At 32.2% G+C, this 19,355-nt stretch carries 20 protein-coding genes, 1 tRNA gene and 1 pseudogene; 10 read left to right on the top strand and 12 right to left on the bottom strand.

Annotation, left to right across the window (positions count from 1 at the left end):
* Positions 1-19: 19 nt before the first annotated feature.
* From whiA to AD60_RS00740, 8 genes are all read right to left on the bottom strand, one after another.
* Complete coding sequence (gene whiA / locus AD60_RS00775; protein WP_103875971.1) at positions 20-940, bottom strand: DNA-binding protein WhiA; 921 nt, start codon at positions 938-940, stop codon at positions 20-22.
* The gene (gene yvcK, locus AD60_RS00770; protein WP_103875970.1) at positions 928-1,863 is read right to left on the bottom strand and encodes a gluconeogenesis factor YvcK family protein; all 936 of its coding nucleotides are present in this window, start codon (positions 1,861-1,863) and stop codon (positions 928-930) included. Before yvcK ends, whiA begins: the two co-directional genes overlap by 13 nt.
* A 67-nt stretch (positions 1,864-1,930) precedes the next feature.
* A complete protein-coding gene (rapZ, locus tag AD60_RS00765; protein ID WP_158248341.1) occupies positions 1,931-2,785 on the bottom strand; it encodes an RNase adapter RapZ in 855 nt (284 codons plus the stop codon).
* Positions 2,786-2,809: 24 nt separating this feature from the next.
* The gene (gene murI / locus AD60_RS00760; protein ID WP_233186766.1) at positions 2,810-3,577 is read right to left on the bottom strand and encodes a glutamate racemase; all 768 of its coding nucleotides are present in this window, start codon (positions 3,575-3,577) and stop codon (positions 2,810-2,812) included.
* A 14-nt stretch (positions 3,578-3,591) separates the two neighbouring features.
* Positions 3,592-3,906: a cell division protein ZapA gene (gene zapA, locus AD60_RS00755; protein ID WP_103875967.1), complete on the bottom strand. Its 315-nt coding sequence runs from the start codon at positions 3,904-3,906 to the stop codon at positions 3,592-3,594.
* 34 nt (positions 3,907-3,940) lie between these two features.
* The gene (locus AD60_RS00750; RefSeq protein WP_103875966.1) at positions 3,941-4,261 is read right to left on the bottom strand and encodes a hypothetical protein; all 321 of its coding nucleotides are present in this window, start codon (positions 4,259-4,261) and stop codon (positions 3,941-3,943) included.
* A 137-nt stretch (positions 4,262-4,398) separates the two neighbouring features.
* A complete protein-coding gene (locus tag AD60_RS00745; protein ID WP_103875998.1) occupies positions 4,399-4,662 on the bottom strand; it encodes a stage V sporulation protein S in 264 nt (87 codons plus the stop codon).
* Between the two features lie 63 nt (positions 4,663-4,725).
* Positions 4,726-4,802: transfer RNA gene (locus tag AD60_RS00740), tRNA-Arg, on the bottom strand.
* Between the two features lie 96 nt (positions 4,803-4,898).
* On the opposite strand from AD60_RS00740, the gene AD60_RS00735 reads away from it, so the two are divergent.
* The 4 genes from AD60_RS00735 (at position 4,899) to AD60_RS00720 (ending at position 8,127) form a co-directional block, all read left to right on the top strand.
* The gene (locus AD60_RS00735; RefSeq protein ID WP_233186765.1) at positions 4,899-5,465 is read left to right on the top strand and encodes a PolC-type DNA polymerase III; all 567 of its coding nucleotides are present in this window, start codon (positions 4,899-4,901) and stop codon (positions 5,463-5,465) included.
* A gap of 2 nt (positions 5,466-5,467) precedes the next feature.
* A complete protein-coding gene (locus tag AD60_RS00730; RefSeq protein ID WP_103875965.1) occupies positions 5,468-6,754 on the top strand; it encodes a PhoH family protein in 1,287 nt (428 codons plus the stop codon).
* Between the two features lie 79 nt (positions 6,755-6,833).
* The gene (locus tag AD60_RS00725; protein ID WP_103875964.1) at positions 6,834-7,088 is read left to right on the top strand and encodes a DUF4911 domain-containing protein; all 255 of its coding nucleotides are present in this window, start codon (positions 6,834-6,836) and stop codon (positions 7,086-7,088) included.
* Positions 7,063-8,127: a YqeG family HAD IIIA-type phosphatase gene (locus AD60_RS00720; protein WP_103875963.1), complete on the top strand. Its 1,065-nt coding sequence runs from the start codon at positions 7,063-7,065 to the stop codon at positions 8,125-8,127. Before AD60_RS00725 ends, AD60_RS00720 begins: the two co-directional genes overlap by 26 nt.
* A 12-nt stretch (positions 8,128-8,139) precedes the next feature.
* On the opposite strand, the gene AD60_RS00715 is transcribed toward AD60_RS00720, so the two are convergent.
* Positions 8,140-8,658: a biotin transporter BioY gene (locus AD60_RS00715; RefSeq protein WP_103875962.1), complete on the bottom strand. Its 519-nt coding sequence runs from the start codon at positions 8,656-8,658 to the stop codon at positions 8,140-8,142.
* A 327-nt stretch (positions 8,659-8,985) separates the two neighbouring features.
* Between AD60_RS00715 and AD60_RS00710 the strand changes: the two genes are divergently transcribed.
* The 6 genes from AD60_RS00710 to AD60_RS00685 all read left to right on the top strand — a co-directional run bounded on the left by AD60_RS00710 (position 8,986) and on the right by AD60_RS00685 (position 16,409).
* Positions 8,986-9,978 carry a LacI family DNA-binding transcriptional regulator gene (locus AD60_RS00710; RefSeq protein WP_103875961.1) on the top strand — a complete coding sequence of 331 codons (993 nt, stop codon included), beginning with the start codon at positions 8,986-8,988 and terminating at the stop codon, positions 9,976-9,978.
* A gap of 36 nt (positions 9,979-10,014) precedes the next feature.
* Positions 10,015-11,226 carry an ABC transporter substrate-binding protein gene (locus tag AD60_RS00705; RefSeq protein ID WP_103875960.1) on the top strand — a complete coding sequence of 404 codons (1,212 nt, stop codon included), beginning with the start codon at positions 10,015-10,017 and terminating at the stop codon, positions 11,224-11,226.
* A 90-nt stretch (positions 11,227-11,316) separates the two neighbouring features.
* The gene (locus AD60_RS00700) at positions 11,317-12,480 is read left to right on the top strand and encodes a carbohydrate ABC transporter permease (protein WP_233186764.1); all 1,164 of its coding nucleotides are present in this window, start codon (positions 11,317-11,319) and stop codon (positions 12,478-12,480) included.
* A gap of 10 nt (positions 12,481-12,490) precedes the next feature.
* Positions 12,491-13,384: a carbohydrate ABC transporter permease gene (locus AD60_RS00695; protein WP_103875958.1), complete on the top strand. Its 894-nt coding sequence runs from the start codon at positions 12,491-12,493 to the stop codon at positions 13,382-13,384.
* A gap of 59 nt (positions 13,385-13,443) precedes the next feature.
* Positions 13,444-14,088, top strand: coding sequence for a beta-phosphoglucomutase (gene pgmB / locus AD60_RS00690; protein ID WP_103875957.1), 645 nt, complete (start codon positions 13,444-13,446; stop codon positions 14,086-14,088).
* Positions 14,089-14,117: 29 nt separating this feature from the next.
* Complete coding sequence (locus tag AD60_RS00685; protein ID WP_103875956.1) at positions 14,118-16,409, top strand: glycoside hydrolase family 65 protein; 2,292 nt, start codon at positions 14,118-14,120, stop codon at positions 16,407-16,409.
* A gap of 26 nt (positions 16,410-16,435) precedes the next feature.
* Here the strand turns inward: AD60_RS00685 and AD60_RS00680 are convergent, their stop codons facing one another.
* The 3 genes and pseudogenes from AD60_RS00680 to AD60_RS00670 all read right to left on the bottom strand — a co-directional run.
* Positions 16,436-17,647, bottom strand: a complete 1,212-nt coding sequence (locus tag AD60_RS00680) for a 2,3-bisphosphoglycerate-independent phosphoglycerate mutase (RefSeq protein WP_103875955.1) — start codon at positions 17,645-17,647, stop codon at positions 16,436-16,438.
* A 45-nt stretch (positions 17,648-17,692) separates the two neighbouring features.
* The gene (locus AD60_RS00675) at positions 17,693-18,928 is read right to left on the bottom strand and encodes an ABC transporter substrate-binding protein (protein WP_103875954.1); all 1,236 of its coding nucleotides are present in this window, start codon (positions 18,926-18,928) and stop codon (positions 17,693-17,695) included.
* Positions 18,929-19,060: 132 nt separating this feature from the next.
* A pseudogene (locus tag AD60_RS00670) lies at positions 19,061-19,355 on the bottom strand (methyl-accepting chemotaxis protein); the annotation flags it as partial.

Genomic DNA, 19,355 nt, shown 5'->3' with positions numbered 1-19,355 from the left:
ACACCACCGTTTTGTTAAATCAGGTATTTTTTAGAGATTCAGCAATTTTTGAGATTTTTTTCAGTTTATTGTACAATGTAGATTTTTTCATTGATAATGATTCTGCCATGACGCTCAAGCTTGCGTCTTCATTTTCTAATCTGAAAGCGGCTATTAGTTTTAGGTCGTTTGGTAAACTATCTAAACCTATACTTTCTTGAATAATTTGTATATCGTTAATTTGCTTTATTGAGCTATGAGCTGTTTTTGATGAATTAGCAGATATTAAATTAATAGTCCTTGTTACGTTGCTGCGTAAATCCCTTATATCCATCAATTCGCTTAGTTCTTGGACTTTTTCCTTAGCGTTGAGAAGTTCGAGTATATTCAATATGTCATCACGAGACTTAATGTATACTTTAGAACCTTTGCTTCTATTAATAAATCTGGCATTCACACCCAAAAGACTCTTAAATGTTTTAACTAAATCTTCTTTAAATAGATTCTTTGTTTTCAAATTGAATTCTAAATGATAAGATTCTTTTACTGATATAGATCCGCAAGATAAAAATAAACCTTTAATAAAAGATCCAAAAATTATGGGATCTTTTTTTAAGAACGGAGATAATTTATTTTCATTTAAATAAAGTTTATTTTTCTTTAATATTTCATCTATTGTTTGATAATTTATAAATATGGAACCTGTTCCGCCAAGATTTAGTCTTTTTTCGTTGTTGAATTGTACATTGAATGTATCAGTGAGACAATTTTTGCAAATTTTGTACAGTCTTTTAAAACTATTCAAAGATGTAATGGATATTTTTATTAACTTTTCTGATTCTTTTTCTATAATTTCTCCTTTCCCTATGAAAAAACCATAAAACTCTGCTTCAGGAAAAATGTAATCTGTATTCACGAGACTTAATTTTAAAGTTTCTGAAAAGGAATTCATTGAACGCATTTTAAAATCAACTCTGAGGTTTTTTTTGGGTCGTGTCTAATTTTTGGATCTTCGTCGTTTATAATATAAACCAAATCTGATTTCACTACTCTTCTATCTTCTTCCATATCTAATTTTACAGGAATAGCCCCCATTTTTTGGTATCTCTGAATTATTTCATATGGTAACTTTGATTCATTGGCTATAATATAATCTAATTTTTCACCTAAATAATTTTCTAATTCTTTAACATGATCATTTAAAGAATAATTGGTCGTTTCCCCAGGTTGTGTCATAATATTTGCAATATATACTTTCTTAGCTTTGCACAGATTAATTGCGTTTCTTATTCCATCAACCAATATATTTGTAATAATACTCGTATATAAACTGCCAGGTCCAAAAATTATTATATCGGCTTTTTGAATAGCCATAACACTTTCACCAAATGCTTCGGTATTTCCATCCAACCAGATTCTTTTTATATTTTTATTTTTTGACACAATTGATGTTTCACCAAAAATGATCTCACCATCATCAAGTTCTGCTACAAGTTTTAGGGAATCCAAAGAAGCCGGAAAGACCCTTCCTTTTATTTTCAGCGCTTCGGACAAAGTTTTTATTGCTAAAGGAAAATTGTTACCGTTAATTCGAGTTAATGCTAGCAAAATTATGTTACCAAGATTATGATTTTTTAAGAAGCCTTCATTAAAACGATATTTAAGTAATTTAGTCAGAAAGGTTTCTTGTTCAGCCAAGGCTAATATATTGTTTCTGATATCTCCTGGTGGCAGTATATTAAAATCTTCACGCAATATTCCAGAACTTCCTCCATCATCAGTAACGGTAACGATGGAAACAATATCTAGATCTTGATACCATTTCAATCCTCTTAATATTTGACTTGTTCCCGTTCCACCACCAATAGTTACAATATTTTTCATAGCGTCAACCTACCCAGAGAATACTTTCGTAAGTTAAAAATATTTCCAAATGAAATCATTAACTAACCTATCTTTCTATATCTCTATGATTTATGCTTACATCTCTACCTTCATTTTTTAAAATTTCATAAACCTTTTGGGCAACGTAAACTGATCTATGTTGCCCCCCTGTGCAACCTATGCAAAAATAAGCTTCTAAACGACCACTTTCAGTATATTTATCTTGGATAAACTTTGCTAAATTAGCAATCCTCTCAACAGTTTCATGAGTTTCTTTAAATTTTTCAAGGAATTCCATTACTTTCATATCTAAACCAGTTAGTTCGTACATCTGGGGAAAATAAAAGGGATTTGGAAGATATCTCACATCAAAAACATAATCAGAAATTTGTGGAATACCGTTTTTAAATCCAAAACTGATAAAATTCAGTTTTAATTTTTTCATATCTTCTTTTATCATCTGGAAGAATCTTTTTTTAAATTCGGTTGGCTCGGTTGATGAAGTATCGATAACTATGTCACAATAACTTTCTATTTCTGACATAACTTTCATTTCTTCATCTATGGCGTTTTCTAAGGAAAGCCCTAACGGATGAGTTCTTCTGCTTTTTTTGTATCTGTTAATTAGCTCGGTTTTATCCGCCTTTAAAAAAACTTTACGAATTTCCATATTACATTTGGCCAAACTTTCAACATTCTGAAATAGTTCGGCCAATTTATCGGGATTTTTCCATCTAATATCGCTCACTATAGCTAGTTTTTTAACGTTACTGGTACATAAAATGTTTAAAAAAGGCTCTATTAAATGGGGTGGTATGTTGTCAACTGTATAATACCCTTCGTCTTCTAGAGATTGTAACAATAAAGTTTTACCTGCACCGGATAAACCAGTTATTAAAAAAACAGTTGGTTTTATTTGCAACGTTATCAATCGCCCTTAAATACTTTATAATTCAATTTTTTTAAAAATAGGATGATACTTTACGTCTTTCATAAAAATTTTGGAAAGAAATTTGAATTTTTTTATGTTTCCTGTAACTAAATAATTCACTTTAATTTTTCCATCTAGGCTGTCTAAATTTACCTCATTTTTTAAAAAATCAACAATTCCATCTGCGGGGTCAACGATGGATGAATTCGTGTATTTTCTAATTTGGTTTTCTAGAATTGGATAATGAGTGCACCCTAATATTACCTTTTGGTACTTGGATTTGGAATCTTGTAAATAAAATCTTAGAACAGACTCAGCCATTTGTCCATCCCAATAACCTTCTTCTATGAGTGGAACGAACAAAGGGCAAGCTTTTTCTTCTAGTATGGATATTTTTTTATTTGTAAGAGCTTCCTTATAAGCACCCAAATTAATAGTATTTTCGGTGGCTAATAAAAGAACAGAATCGTTCTTTTCTATTGTTTTTACGGCGTTTTCTATTATACTCACATATGTAAACCTATAATTTTTCGTGTCGAAAATTGTTTTTTTTACAATGGAATCTGTTGTATTACAAGCAGAAATTAAAAGCTCTACTTTCATTGTGTGAAAAAAAGATAGTATGTTTTTTAAATTTTCTCTTAAAAAAGAAATAGGCTTTGAACCATAAGGTACATTTAAATTATCAGCTATATAAAAATACTCATGATTACCAAAATTTTCTATCACTTTTTTTAAAACCGTTAAGCCACCTATTCCTGAATCAAAAAGACCTATTTTCATAATCGGAAAATATCTTACCCCCATTGAATACTTTTACTTTGTTCATCGCTGTCTTCTTCGTTACTTCTAAGTGCGGTATTTAACATATCACTGAATTTATCAACCATATGTCTAATTTCTTGTTTCGTTTTTATACTGTTTAATCTTTCGTTTAGAAGCAATAGGAGAAAGATATAATCCACTTCTTCTCCACCGGTTTTTTTTGCATAGGTTTCAACTTCGGATTTTATGTTTTCTAAAATTTCGTTTATAACATCCTCAGGTTCGTCTACTTTATATTTATAATCTTTTCCTAAGATTTTTACTTCAATTGAACGATAATTCTTCATGATTTTTCATCCTTAAATGTTTTTTATGAATCCATTAATACTGATTTTGATCCGGTTCATCTTGGAATGGGGCATTTGAAGATGCTGGATTATCAAATTCTCCAGTTCTGAACTCATCTCCTAATCTTGATATAAGGGAACTTTTTAACTGATTTAGATGGTTTTCAATTTCATCATTTTTTCTTTTTAATTCTTCTAATTCTCGTTTCATCTCTTCTTTTTCGTTGTTTACTTCTTCATACTCACCGAACAATTCATCGTACTGAGTTTGAAGATCGTTTTTTTCTTTTTTTAATTCGTTGTATTTGTCGGCCAAAGTTTCTAACATATTTTCCAGTTCTTTTAGAACGTCCATTTGTACTTTCCCCCTTTTTAATAATTTGTTAAAGTTGAAACTAGAATAATTATAACACAGCTAGATGAAAAAAAAACTAAAAATACTAATATTTTTTAATTTTAAAGCTAAAAAAACTAAAAGAGGCTATGCCTCTTTTAGTCTCTTGCTTTAACAAAAAATTTAATTGCAGTTCTCTCTTCTCCTTCAATTTCAACATCCGAAAAGGCTGGAACACAAACCAAATCGATTCCGCTAGGTGCTACGTATCCTCTGGCTATTGCTATAGCTTTAACAGCTTGATTAACTGCACCGGCTCCTATAGCCTGTAACTCAACGTTTCCTTTATCTCTAATGATAGCAGCCAAAGCACCAGCAACAGCAACAGGATTTGAGTTAGCAGCTACTTTTAGTACTTCCATTTCTGCCATGAATGATACCTCCCTGTAATGTTTTGTTTATATCTTCGACTTATATAGAAGAAATGGCGCATCTGGTGGGATTTGAACCCACAACCTTCGGATCCGAAGTCCGACGCTCTTTCCAGTTGAGCTACAGACGCTCTTCATTATTAATAATTATACCTTAAATTGACTCTTTAAATCAAGACCAAAATTTTTTAAATCATATGATATAATTTATTCATGGGGGTAAGATTATGATGAAAGTTAAAGATAAAGTTTTTTTAGCCTTAGATTTTGAAACAACTGGTTTGAATCCTGAGTTTGGAGATAGAATTATAGAAATTGCCGCAATCCCTATATACAATACAAAAATTAATTTCAAATATGCTTTTCATACCTTGGTAAATCCAAGGATATTTATACCTGCAGAGGTCTCAAAATTTCATAAATTAAATAATCAAGATATTTCTAACGCTCCATCCTTATTGGAAGTTTTTCCAAGATTTAAAGAGTATGTCGGTGATTCTATAATTGTATCACATAACGTAAAAATGGATCTAAGGTTTTTAGATATTGCCGCAAAAGAAAGTGGAATGTTTTCAATTGACAATTACTATATTGATACTCTTGAGATTTCTAGGTACTATTTTGATAAAGGTCCCTACAATCTTGAATTTCTTTCAAAAAAATTCAATTTAGGGATTAAACAATTTCATAGAGCTTGGGATGATGCTTTATCTACAGCTAAACTTTTCCAAAAATACATAAAACTTTTTTCTTTCGAAGCAATAACCAATTTTATTAAAAAATGGGGTGATTGATTTTGGTTAAGAATTTTATTATCGATACAAATGTTTTGATTCATGATCCTAACAGTATTCTCAGTTTTCAAGATAACAATGTTTTGATACCATTTCCAGTATTAGAAGAAATAGACAAGTTAAAAACGAGAAGCGATAAAGTGGCTAAATCCGCCAGAGAGGTAAACAGAATTTTAGATAGCTTTAGAAACGGAACACCGTTACATAAGGGAATAAAATTGCCTGAAGGAGGCACATTGAAAATCTTAGCACTGGAAAAAAATGATGATAAACATAAAATACCTACTTATCTTGGGGAATCAAAAGATGATTTCATATTATATTACGCCATGTTCTTAAAAAGAACAGACATCTTACCAACAATAATAGTTAGTAAAGATTTAAATCTAAGGATCAAAGCTGATGCATTAGGATTAGAAAGTCAAGATTATTTGACCGATAAAATAGACATAAAACTTCTGCCTGATGGTTATTATATAACAGAAAATCCAAGTAAAGAGGTTGAAGAAAAGGATGAATACGATTTTTCAGAATTAGGGTTCAAAGAAGAACCTTTCCCAAACACATATCTTAATTATGGAAATTTATTTTTAAGATATGATTCTAAGTCAAAAAAGTTCCAAACAATTTTGATGGATTTTGAAAGTGAGATTTTTGGAATAAAACCTAGAAACGCAGAACAAGTCTTTTCTTTGGATGCACTTATAAACCCTGACATACCTTTTGTGACGCTGGTTGGCAAGGCTGGCACGGGTAAAACGTTACTAGCGTTAGCAGCAGGGTTATATTGTGTGCAAGTTGAAAAGTTGTACAATAAACTCTTGATTTCAAAGCCTGTTATACCGATGGGGAAGGATATCGGGTATATACCTGGAGATATAGAAGAGAAGATGCGGCCATGGTTACAACCTATATATGATAATTTAGATTTGTTATTTAAAGGTAGCGGTAAGAAACCAGAAGAATATTTAACTAAGAAAGATTTATTGGAGATAGAAGTACTTTCCTACATAAGAGGAAGAACGATTCCAAACCAATACATGATAGTTGACGAAGCACAAAATTTAACACCTGCAGAAGTAAAAACTATATTGACACGAGTTGGAGAAGGCACAAAAATTGTATTAACAGGAGACCCATATCAAATAGATAACCCCTATTTGGACAGTTCATCTAACGGTTTAGTCTACACTGCGTCAAAATTTAAAGATAATCCTTTATCTGCGAATATTACAATGAAAAAAGGTGAAAGGTCAGAATTAGCGACTGTATCTTCTGAAATTTTGTAGAATATGTTCAAAAAGATACTTAGGTTGGGTAAGGGTTGAAGGAGCGCTAAAACTAGTTACTAGGAGGAAAAATAAATTAATGAAGAAAGAAAAATTGCATCCTGAATACGATATCTACATAGACATTGCAAAGGAAGACATTCACCTTTTAATTTATCTTGTTGAAGCTGAAGCTCACATAATGAATGTTAGGAAAAAACAAGAGAATGGGCATTTTAAAATAATAGTACCAGCAGGTTTAGTTGATGAAGCATTAACTTTACTCAACTCTTTAAAAAATTCTGACATAAAAGTGGAGGTTGTAAGTATTGAACCACATAACGGGATTGTTTAAATACATTCCAATACCTAGAGAATATAGTCCTGATATATACTCTATTGATTATGAAAAATTAAGAAAGCTTGGTTTTAACACTATTCTTATGGATTATGATTTTACTATTACTGTCTGGAGAGATGACAATATTTCCGACAAAACAGTGAACCTTTTAAACAAATTAATAAACGCTGGTTTTAAAGTGGCAATAGTTACAAATTCCAAAAGAGAAAAAGTAAAAATTATTGAAAAACTGACTATGGGTAAAGTAAAAGTATATACAAGTATGAAAAAACCTAATACTAAAAAATTAAAATCTGTTTTAGAAGAACTCGGTTCCAAAGAGTCAGAAACTGTTATTATAGGTGATCTTTTTATCACGGATATTAGCGTAGGAAATCGTCTGGGATTGTATACAATTTTGATAAATCCTTATACCTATGGGCTCGAAAATAAGTTTAAACAATTTATGGCTGGATTCACAAAATTTGCTTACAATGTATTTTTTTATACTATAGGTTGGTTTTTTAGAGCTATTGATTTAGCGGGTCCAAATGAATTTGAAAAAAGTGTATTTGATATTGATTACCAGCATCTAAAAGAGAAGGGGTATAAAATTTTAGTTTTTGATTTCGACAATACCCTCAACGAGTGGCATAGTGATTATTTACAACCAGAAGTCACCGACCTCTTTTTAAAATTAAAAGACTTCGGATTCTATATATTAATAGCAAGTAATAGTTCAAAAAAACGCTTTAAGAATTTAGATATAAAATTAAGTGAGTTGGGGGTAGATTTATTGGCTTCTGCAATGAAACCATTAAGGTTTAAAATCAGAAAAAAAATAAAGTTTCATGGTTACAAACCTGGGGAAGGTGTAGTGATTGGGGATCAACTTTTCACGGATGTTGCTTTAGGGAATGCTTTAGGTTTTTACACGATAAAAGTTAAACCTCTATCTAAAAAAGAAGGGTTATGGACTCGATTTATGAGATTTTTTGAAAAAATAGCTTTGAAATGGATAAGAAAAAAGCCGACCTTGATAAAGAACGAATAATTTTTGAAAGTATCAAAAAGGTGGAATCAGCTTTAATCTTGACTCTATCAATTTTTTCAGATAAATTGAAATAATTAATTTGATGAGATCAAATAATATAAAAGGTAATATTCCAACTTTGAAAGATAGAAGAAGACTTTCCATATATATTCCTAACCATATCCAACCTGTAGAGTATACTATACATAGTCCCAAAAAACCAGATAATAAGTCTGAAAAACCTTTTTTGAATTCAAGAAAACTAATACAAACAGCAGCTAATGGAAAAGAAACCAAGAACCCCCCGGACGGTCCTAAAATGTGAACAATCCCTCCTGAGAAGCCTGCAAATACTGGTAAGCCTATTACACCTAATAACAAGTAGATCACTTGAATAGCAAAAGCCGTTCTTGGAGGGAAAAGGAATCCCGTCAAAAATACAAAAAGTAGTTGAAGGGTAAAAGGTATAGGGCCTAGTGGAATAGTAATTTGTGAGCCTATACACATTAAAGAAACAAATATGGCTATTAAAGAAAGTTCCCTAGTTCTCACTGTTATTTCAGCTCTCCTCTCATTAAATTTTTTCTCTAATTTTCATAAATTATATCAGATAAAAATACAAATATTGAGAAAAATAAAATATTTTCAAGATAATTGGCTTTAAATGCCTTTAATCATCTTTAAACGTCTGTAATTGAACTTGCTGATCCTTAACTTTTGGTGTATAATTAATGTAACCGATTACATTGATAAACCTGATTTCTGCAAAAATATCATAAAAAATAAACTTCAAGTTCACTATTTAAAGATATTAAAAAAATTAAATTCAATCTAGGTCGGTGTAAACGATTACAAAAATTGTTTTAAGGGGTAATTATCATGGCTTTAAAAATAAAAGATATTGCTAAAATGGCAAATGTATCCGTAGCGACAGTTTCCCGCGTATTGAATGATTCCGATAAAGTAAGCCTTGAAACAAAAAATAAGATTATGAAAATAATTCAGAAATACGATTATAAACCGGACAGAATAGCAACTTCTTTAAGAAGAAAAAAGACGGGGATTTACGCTGTTATTTTCTCTGTGAAAGGAGGGAAAGTTTTAGAAGATACTTACTCCACAAAATTTTTAAAAGGTGTTTTAAATTACTTTTCTTCAAAAGGGCTTAAACTTATCGTAGATATCCATGAAAATGGCAACGTAGCTGAATATTACAGTAATATGATAAAAAGTAAGATTGTTGATGGTTTTATTCTATTAGACATCAGAAAAAATGATGAAAGGGTGAATCTTTTAAATAAAGAAAATTTTCCGTATGTTGTTATAGGTAGAAATGATGAAAACAATTTTGTATACATTGATAGTGATAACGTAGCTGGGGCCTATATGGCCATCAAACATTTAAAACAGATAAAAAGTAAAAAGATTCTTTATATTAGTGGTGATATGGGGATTCCCGTCTCAGAACAGAGATTAACAGGGGTCAAAAGTGCTCAGAAAGACTTGGGAGTTGAAGTAGACGTAGAATTTGGGGATTTTGATGAAGAAAAAACAGTTGAAATATTAAAATCTCTTCTAAAAAAAGGATTCGAATATGACGGAATATTTTGTGCCTCAGATAACATGGCTTATGCTGCGATGAAATTTTTGAAGGGTTTGAATATAGAAGTACCGATTGTTGGATACGATAATATCCCCCTTTCCGAATTTGTGGGCTTGAGTACTATTGACCAGAACATTATAAGAATTGGTTACAGCGCAGCACAGGCAGTGGATAACATAGCAAATGGGAAAGAAACAATTTCTATGGTTGTTCCTTCAAAATTAATTAAGAGACAAAGCACATTGAGTTTTATTCAGAAACACATTTAGTATCATAAAAAATCACTTTAAAGGAGGTAGTGTTGTATGAGAAAGTTAGCTTTATTTGTTTTAATGGTTTTGTTGGTAGGTTCATCTTTTTCTGCTGTTACTATTACCATCACCGGATGGCCTGGGAATCCTGCTGAAGAATCAGGTATAAAAGAGATCGTTCAGAAATTCAACTCTTCTCACCAAGATATCCAAGTCAGATGGGATCCTATAGCCGGAGATTACAAACAAACACTGATGACTAGGTTATCTGGTGGTCAAGGACCGGATCTGTTCTATGTAGATGTGTATGTTTTCGAAGAGCTAGCAAGGGCAAATGTTTTGCAACCTTTAAATCTTTACATTCAAAGAGATGGGTTTGATATTGATGACTTCTATCCCAACTTGGTGGATGCGTTCATATTTAACAATAGAATATATGGAATAGCTAAAGATTTTTCAACTCTTGCTCTTTTTTACAACAAGGAGATTTTTGATCAATACGGAGTTCCTTATCCTACTACTGATGATACATGGTTTGATTTGTTGTACAAAGCGACCTTACTTAAAGAAAGAGGATATGAAGCACCATTATCTTTGGCAGCAGATTTCAACAGGTTAATTCCTTTAATTCACAGCTTTGGTGGGAGATTGGTAAAAGAAGATTTATCAACCGCATTAACCGAGAAAGAAGCGGTAGCTGCCTTAAAGCTTTATACTGAACTAGTTACAAAACACGAATTGGCTTATCTACCCTCCACGTTGGGTGCAGGATGGCTTGGAGATGCATTTGCTAAAGAGATGACGGCTATGGTTATGTCAGGCCCCTGGACTTTGGGATTTATAAGAGAATCTTTTCCAAATGTTGAAAAAAAGACAGGTATAGTTGAATTACCAAGTATTGTTGAGAAATCCTCTATGATATATACGGTTGCTTGGAGTATGAATAGACAATCTGCACATAAGGATGAAGCATGGGAAGTTTTAAAATTTTTAGTAACCGAAGGACAAGAAATTTTTGTGGAAAAGGCAGGAGTTCTTGGTTCAAGGCAAAGTGTGGCCGCTGAAGATACAGATCCTATGAAGAAGGTATTCTATGATTCAGTTGAATTTGGTTACCCATGGAGAGTTCCTACTCCTACCGGTATATTTGCCAAGGCAAATGATTACTTGAACTCGATACTAAATGATCTTTTTGCAGGAAGAATTACAATAGAAGAAGCTGTAAATTCTATCGAAAAAAATTACAAATCTTGGGTGACTCAGTAGATCATATTAGGCGTTCTGAATGCTTTTATTCAAGTGAATTAAATGATGAGGGTTTATCCCTCATCATTTTTTAAGAAAAGAGGTGATTTTATGAAACCTAAAACAAGAGAAGCACTATCTGGGTATATGTTTGCTTCCCCTGTTATAATTATAGTTTTATTATTTGTTATATACCCAATTATTATGATATTTTATTATAGCTTTACCAACTTTAATCCTTTAGAAACACAGAAATTTAAAGTACCTCTTAACCCACAGGAAACTATTGAGCTTCACATCGGGATGTTTCAGACAGATGTGAAATCAGTTGAGGAAATAGAAGAATGGTTTGATTTGCTAACTTTCATTCAATACGATGTTGGTATAAATTTGACTGATGAACAAAAAGATGCGGTATTTGAATATTTTGATACGGAGAAACTTTTGGAGAATTTTATCGAAGGTAAATTAAATACAATTATGACAAATTCTGAATTTATGACAACTTATATGAAAGAAGAAAAAGGTCTATTCAAAAAATATAGCCCCCAAATCGTTGGATTAGAAAATTTTCGAAGATTGTTTAATGATGATTACGTTAGAATTTCTCTTTTCAACACCTTACTGTATACATTGATCGTTGTCCCTATACAAACTTTTTTAGCTGTTTTGTTAGGAGTTGCAGCAAATTCAAAAGTTAAAGGTGTTAAATTTTACAAGGTTGTATTTTTCCTTCCAGCAATAACATCGTCCGCAGCAATTTCTATGATCTTTTGGTTGATTTATTCTAAGCCCGGAATTTTAAATCGAATTCTTGTAACACTTTTCGGTAATTTTGGATATCAACCGATAGATTGGCTTAATAATCCAAACACAGCGTTATTCTCAATAATGCTCATGAACGTATGGGCTACCGCTGGATATTTCATGATCACTTTTTTAGCAGGACTGCAAGATATCCCCAATTCATTATATGAAGCGGCAGATATAGACGGGGCTACTGGACGGCAGAAATTTTGGAGAATTACTCTACCTCTTTTAAGACCGCAGATATTGTTTGTTATAGTCATGGGAACTATCGGCTGTATGCAAGTATTTGATCAGATTTATTTTTTAATCGAAAATATGAGAAATATCACGATTTCATTTTACATATATAAAAATGCCTTTGAATATGGAAATATGGGGTATGCCTCATCGCTTGCGTTAATACTTTTCGGAATCATTATGTTTATTACTTTTTTGCAGCGAAGATATATCCCTGAAGAATATTGAGGTGAAATAGATGACAGAGAAAAAATGGAAAGTTGCAAGGATAATATCATATATTGTTTTAATCGCCTACACTTTAATTTCTCTTTTTCCTTTTTTGTGGGCAGCAGTCGTTTCATTCGTACCTATGAATTATGTTGACGAAAGCGGTATTACTAGAGGTACAGATGTAATGAGTTGGCCACCCAAGATACGAATTTTTGAATGGCCACCTAAGGCCTTCGGTGCTCCTTTGACATTTGAAAACTATGCAAAAGTTTTTGAAGTAGTTCCACTGTATTCGAGATGGTTTTTAAACACAGTTTTATATGCAGGGTTTATCACCTTAGGGAACATTTTAATAGGTACCCTGGGTGGTTATGCTTTTGCGAGGATAAGATTTCCCTTAAAAGAAGTGTGGTTCGCCCTTTTTTTAGGAACCATGATGGTTCCAGCTCAAGTTACCATGATCCCCCAATACACACTTATGGTAAATTGGGATTTAGTTAATACTTATTATGGAATGGTGTTCCCAAAATTGGCAAATATTTTTGGACTCTTTTTGATGAGGCAGTTCTTTATGAATTTTCCAAAAGAGATCGAAGAAGCTGCACGAATAGATGGTGCGGGGATAGGAGGAACTTTTTTCCGAATAGTATTACCCAATGCTAGACCTGCTGTTGGAGCGTTAGCAATATACACTTTTTTAGGGGCTTGGAACGATTTTCAATGGCCTTTAATAATTACTTCCCGTAAAGAGATGTACACCTTAACGTTGGGATTAAACTTCTTTAAAACATCTTATTATACTTTCTGGCAGTATATGATGGCGGCAACTATTATAATGACAATTCCAATGATAATTATTTTTCTTTCATTTCAAAAACAGTTTGTTGAAACAGGCAGAACTGCTGCAGTTAAAGGTTAAAGGATCAAAAATTTGATGATGAGGAGATGGAGTTTAGAACTACAAAGGAGGATTAATCTTTGATAAAAGCTTGTATTTTCGATTTAGATGGAGTGATAGTCGACACTGCGAAATATCATTATATGGCATGGAAGAGACTTGCAGACCAGTTGAATATACCTTTTAATGAAAAAGATAACGAAAGGTTAAAAGGTGTTAGCAGGATGAAAAGTTTGGAGATTATATTAGATTTGGGAAGTTTAAATCTTAATCAAGAAGAAAAAGAAGAACTGGCAAAAAAGAAAAATAATTGGTACATTCAGTACATAAGTAAAATGGACAAAAGTGAATTACTTCCTGGTGTAGAAGAATTTATAAAAAATTTGAAAAGAAAGGGGATTAAGGTTGCAATCGCATCAGCTAGCAAAAACACAAAATTAATTTTAAAAAGATTAAATTTAGAAGATACCTTCGATGCGGTTATAGATGGAACAATGATAAGTAACGCAAAACCTAATCCTGAAATCTTTTTAAGAGCTTCTGATTATTTAAATTTAAAACCTGAAGAATGTGTCGTTTTTGAAGACGCTGTTGCAGGTGTTCAAGCTGCAAAAAAAGCTGGAATGAAAGTTGTTGGTGTGGGAGAAGAAGAAGTATTGAAAGGTGCGGATAAAGTAATTAAGAATTTTGAAAACGTTGATTTAACTTTAATTGAAGGTATTTAAAAAATTGATTTTATGGGAGTGAGGAAATTTTGAACCTTTGGGAAATTGTACAAGATGAATACAATACAGAAAAAAACAAAAAATACGAGACTATTTTCACATTAGCGAATGGTTATCGTGGGTTTAGAGGGTTCAATGAATTTTCCAGTGAAGGTTGGAAGGGTAACTTTATTGCTGGCATATATGACAAATCAGACGCAGAAGTCCAGGAGATTGTGAATAATCCGGACCCTCTAACAATAAAATTTTATATCGATGGAGAGGCAATTAATTTAGATAAACACAAAATTAGAAGTTTCAAAAGATTTCTGGATATGAGGAAAGCACTTTTAAAAACAAATTTGGAAATTGAATTAGGTTCAGGGAAAATATTAATGATCAATGCCGAAAGATTTGTTAGTAAGAATGATGTCCACAGATGGGCAGCTAAATATGAAATAATACCGAAGAATTTTTCAGGAAAACTTATCATCGAAAACACAATAGATGGTTCAATTACAAATTCTATATTTGACCCTTATAAAGAAGTAAAACATTATAATGTTCTAGAAATGAAAGATTTGAAGCCCGGTATATTTTTAAAATCTTCTACAAAGGATAAAGCAATTGATGTAATAGAAGCAACAACGTTGCGTTGCTACAGAAATAACAATAACCTTTTACGAAATCGTTCTTTTAAAATTTTAGGTGATAAAGCAAAAGAACTTTATGAAATTTTTCTTGAGAAAGATAAAACTTATAGTATATATAAATATGGAGTAACTTATACAACGAGAGATAACATAATTGATATTGAAAAAGTTTCAGAAGAAGCTTTAGTAGAATTTGCCTTTGAAGGTTATGAAAAAGAATTAAAAAAACACTGTGAAGAATGGGAGAAGATTTGGGAAGATATTGATATAGAAATAAAAGGTGATAAAAAGGCTCAGTTAGGCATTAGATTCAGTGTCTTTCAGTTAACCTCATGTGCCAATAAAAATGATACTAATATTAGTATCGCTGCTAAAGGATTACACGGAGAAGGATATTTAGGACATATATTTTGGGACACAGAAGTATTCATGGTACCTTTTTTTGTATATACTCAACCAGAAACGGCAAAATCTCTTCTAATATATAGATATAATACGTTAAATGGGGCTAGGGAAAATGCCCTTTTGAATGGATACAAAGGTGCTCAATTCCCATGGGAGTCGACAGATACTGGTTTAGAAACTACCCCTAAGTGGGGAAAAGACTATGAGGGTAATCCTGTAAGAATATGGACGGGCGATGAAGAAATCCATATTATTGCAGACGTTCCTTTTGCTTATTGGGAATATTTTCGAGCTACTAACGATGAGGACTTTATGTTTGATTATGGAGCTGAAATATTTGTTGAAACTGCAAAATTTTGGGAATCTAGATTAGAATATAATGAACAAAAAGATAGATATGAAATTAATAATGTTATAGGTCCCGATGAGTTTCATGAGCATGTAAACAACAATGCCTATACTAATTATTTAGCTAGGTGGAATTTGCAAAAAGCTCATGAGATTTCTAATTTACTTAAACAAAAAGATTTCATAAAATACGACAGGCTCTGTAATAATTTGGGCTTATCAGAACAAGATTTCACTAATTGGAAAGAAATTTCAGAAAAAATATTTATTCCAAAGTTTGATGATACAGAACTTATAGAACAATTTGAGGGTTACTTTAAACTGAATGACTATTTAATCGACGAGTGGGACAAAAACAAAATGCCGCTGTGGCCTAAAGGTGTCGAGATCAACAAATTAAATAAAACACAGCTTGTGAAACAAGCTGATGTGATAATGCTTTTATTGTTGTTAGAAGATGAATTTGATAGTAATACAAAGAAGTTAAATTATGATTATTATGAGAAAAGAACTATGCATAAATCTTCGCTGAGTCCATCTATGTATTCAATAATGGGTTTGAAAGTAGGAGATACTCACAATGCCTATGAATATTTTATGAAAACGGTAATGACTGATTTGGAAGATAATCAAGGAAACACGGAGTATGGTTTACACGCTGCATCTGCAGGAGGGTCATGGCAAAGTGTTGTCTATGGTTTTGGGGGATTAAGTATAGATGAGAATGGAGCATTGAATCTTAATCCTTGGATACCGGAAAAATGGGAAAAATTATCTTTCAAAATTTATTGGAAAGGGGCAAGGATAGCAATTAGTATCTTTCAAGATAAAATCATTTTAGAATCAACACATGATCTAACAATAAAGGTTTTTTCTCAAGAGTGCTCTTTGAAAGGGTTCACTCCCTTTGTTTTTGATACTTCAAATACAATTTAAGAAGCGGGCCATAGGGCCCGCCTTGATTAAGCTCCGTACTTTTCTAGTTTTAAAGCATTTGCCAAAGCTAACGGCATAATATCCAGTGCTGATATCGTTCCAAGGGTACCCTTTGCACATTCATATTCATCAAAAGAAACAGACAGTCCTTTTCTAACATATTTTGAATGAATTAAAACAGGAACAGGATGCCAACTGTGTGCTTTTAGTAAAGCAGGGGTGGAATGATCTCCAGTTATAATTAAAACATCTGGATTGAGGCTTAAAATTTCTTTTACAGCTTTATCGGTGTTCTCTATTACCTTCACTTTTTCCTCGAAATTTCCATCTTCACCATAAGAGTCAGTTTTTTTCACATGAAAGTAGAAGAAATCATATTCATTCCATACTTTTTTCAATGTTTTAACCTCATCTTCTGTTGTTTGTCCTGCTTCTAACACGTCCATTCCAACTAATTTTGCAAGTCCTTTGTACATAGGATAGGTAGCAATGGCAGCGGCTTTTAATTTATAATTCTCTTCAAAAGATGGCAATAGAGGATGCTTGGAAAATCCTCGTAATAGTGCAAAATTCATTTTTGGTTGATCTTTCAACACTTCCCCTATCTCTTTTATCAATTTGTTGACTATATTAGCCATTTTTTCAGAATCAGGATTCGTTGCCTTGGCCCATTCCATTGGCTGACCTTCTCTTTGTGGATCAGCATCGGTTACCTCATCAAATAAGCTTTCCCCTGTAAATTTGACGACAAATCTATGTTCTTTCCCTGGATAGAAAGTTATATCAACATCTTCAATTTTTTTAATATTTTGAGAGAGAATTTCTACGATTTTCTTTGATTCTTCACTAGAGGGTCTCCCCGCCCTTCTATCAACTATTATTCCATCTTTTATTGTTGCAAAATTACCTCTTGCAACAACGTCCTTTTTATCTACTCTTATTCCTAATCCAAGGGCTTCTAATATGCCTCTTCCTATATCATACTTTAGGGAATCATAGCCGAAAAGTGAAAGATGCCCTGGACCGCTGCCAGGAGTGACTCCTTGTAGAACAGGTACACTCTGACCTAAATCACTTTCTTTGGCTAATGCATCCATGTTGGGTTTGTATGCAGCTTGAAGTGGTGTTTTACCGTCTTTTGGAAGATCTCCTAATCCATCCATAACAAGTAACACAATTTTAGAATCTGTCTTAACTACTAAATCTTTTATAATTTGTTGTCTATCAAGACTATTCACTAATATTACACCTCCGATATTAATTTTTTTAACTTATTTAATCCTTTAACGTAGTAAAAATTTTATTTCAGATATAATGTTGTTTAAAGCTCTTTCAACGGTAATTCTTCCTGTTAAGACATCGTAAACATTATTTTGTATAGGGAACGAAATTTCTGTGTATATGGGCGATTTTGGTTTCAACACTAAATTTTCTAAGGAATATTTAAAATTCAATAAATTAGGATCAACTTCAGAGATAGTTGGTTCGTTAAATACTTCTAAATTAATTGGTAAAAAGTTTAATTGTGTCAATCTTTGGATTTGATTTTCTTTGGAGGTCAAATATTTTATAAATTTTTTTGCGGCTTCTCTTTCTTCATCAGAAGCATTAGGGTTAATTGCCAAAGCTTTTCCTTTAAGCACAAATACATGTTGATTTGAAAAATCAGTTTTTGGGATAGGGGCAATTCCCACCTTTCCATTAGCACCAGAACCTTCGCTATTTAATAAACGCCAAGCATAGCTCAGATTCCTCATGAAAACGGCATCGCCATTTTGGAATATATTTCTACATTCTTCTTCTCTATACGTTGTTATACCTTTTGGACTAATTTCTTCAGATATAATGTTATTTAAGATTTTTAAGCTTTCTAAAGCCTTTTCTTTATTTTCTGGCTGTTCTAGAACAAAGTTATCACCTTCGAATATCTTGCCTCCATTAGAATATAAAATTTCAAGGAAAAAAGTTGTGAGTTCTTCGTATCTAGCACCTGGCCAAACAAAACCTTCTATTCCCTCTTTTTGAGAAATATCCTTTGCGATTGTAATCAATTCATCCCAAGTTTTCGGTACTTCGTATCCATATTTTTCTAATAAATCTTTTCTATAATATAAAAAACCGTTTTCAACATAATAAGGAATTGCTTTTATTTCGCCGTTAATTGTTACCATTTCTACGGTTTGTGGAACAAGATTGTTTACGTCAAAATATTCGGCATCTTGATTTAAGTTTACAAGAAATGGAGAAAATTCATTTATCCATTCCATATCGAGAGATAAGATCGTGGGTTCTTTTGCGTTGGTGACTACAAATGTCCCGTAAAATTTGTAAGTTGAACCTGGGTAGCTAGGAATCAAATAAATTTCTACGTCAATATCAGGATTTTGTTTTTCAAAATTCTCTATTTGGGAGTTTAGCAATTGGATTTGATCTTCAATTGATTCAACTGCTATAGTTATTTGAACAGCAAACAAGTTAATAAATAAAGATGTGACAATGAAAACAAATAATTTCTTCATTATACACACCCCCCTCGTATTTCTGTATTAATTAAATTATATCATAAAAATATCAAATGTTTTTTAAGGTAAAGTTCATTTGTCAATTATAAAAAGGCAGACTACTTGGTCTGCCATGTTTTAAAAACTTTTTTATATCTTAAAACTTTCAACTAATCCTTTTAATTCTGTGGCTAATTCACTCAACTCTTTCGCTTCTTCGTTTATCCCTACCCCTTGTTTTACTTGTTCGTCTATTAAACTTCTTGACCTTTCTAGTTGTTCACTTATCTGTGTTGCCGCTTTCGCTACCCTGTCCATTGCTGTGCTCATCTCTTGCGCACTTGCACTTTGTTCTTGCGCACTTGCAGTCATGTTTTCTATCCCTTGGTCCATCCTTTCTATCCTTTCTTTTATCCGGTTGAAACTTTTCTGTACATCCTCCATC

The organism is Petrotoga sp. SL27 (assembly GCF_002924605.1).
Taxonomy (GTDB): Bacteria; Thermotogota; Thermotogae; order Petrotogales; family Petrotogaceae; genus Petrotoga; species Petrotoga sibirica.
Note: the sequence above shows the minus strand (reverse complement) of the source record. Positions and strands in the feature narration are given on the sequence as shown.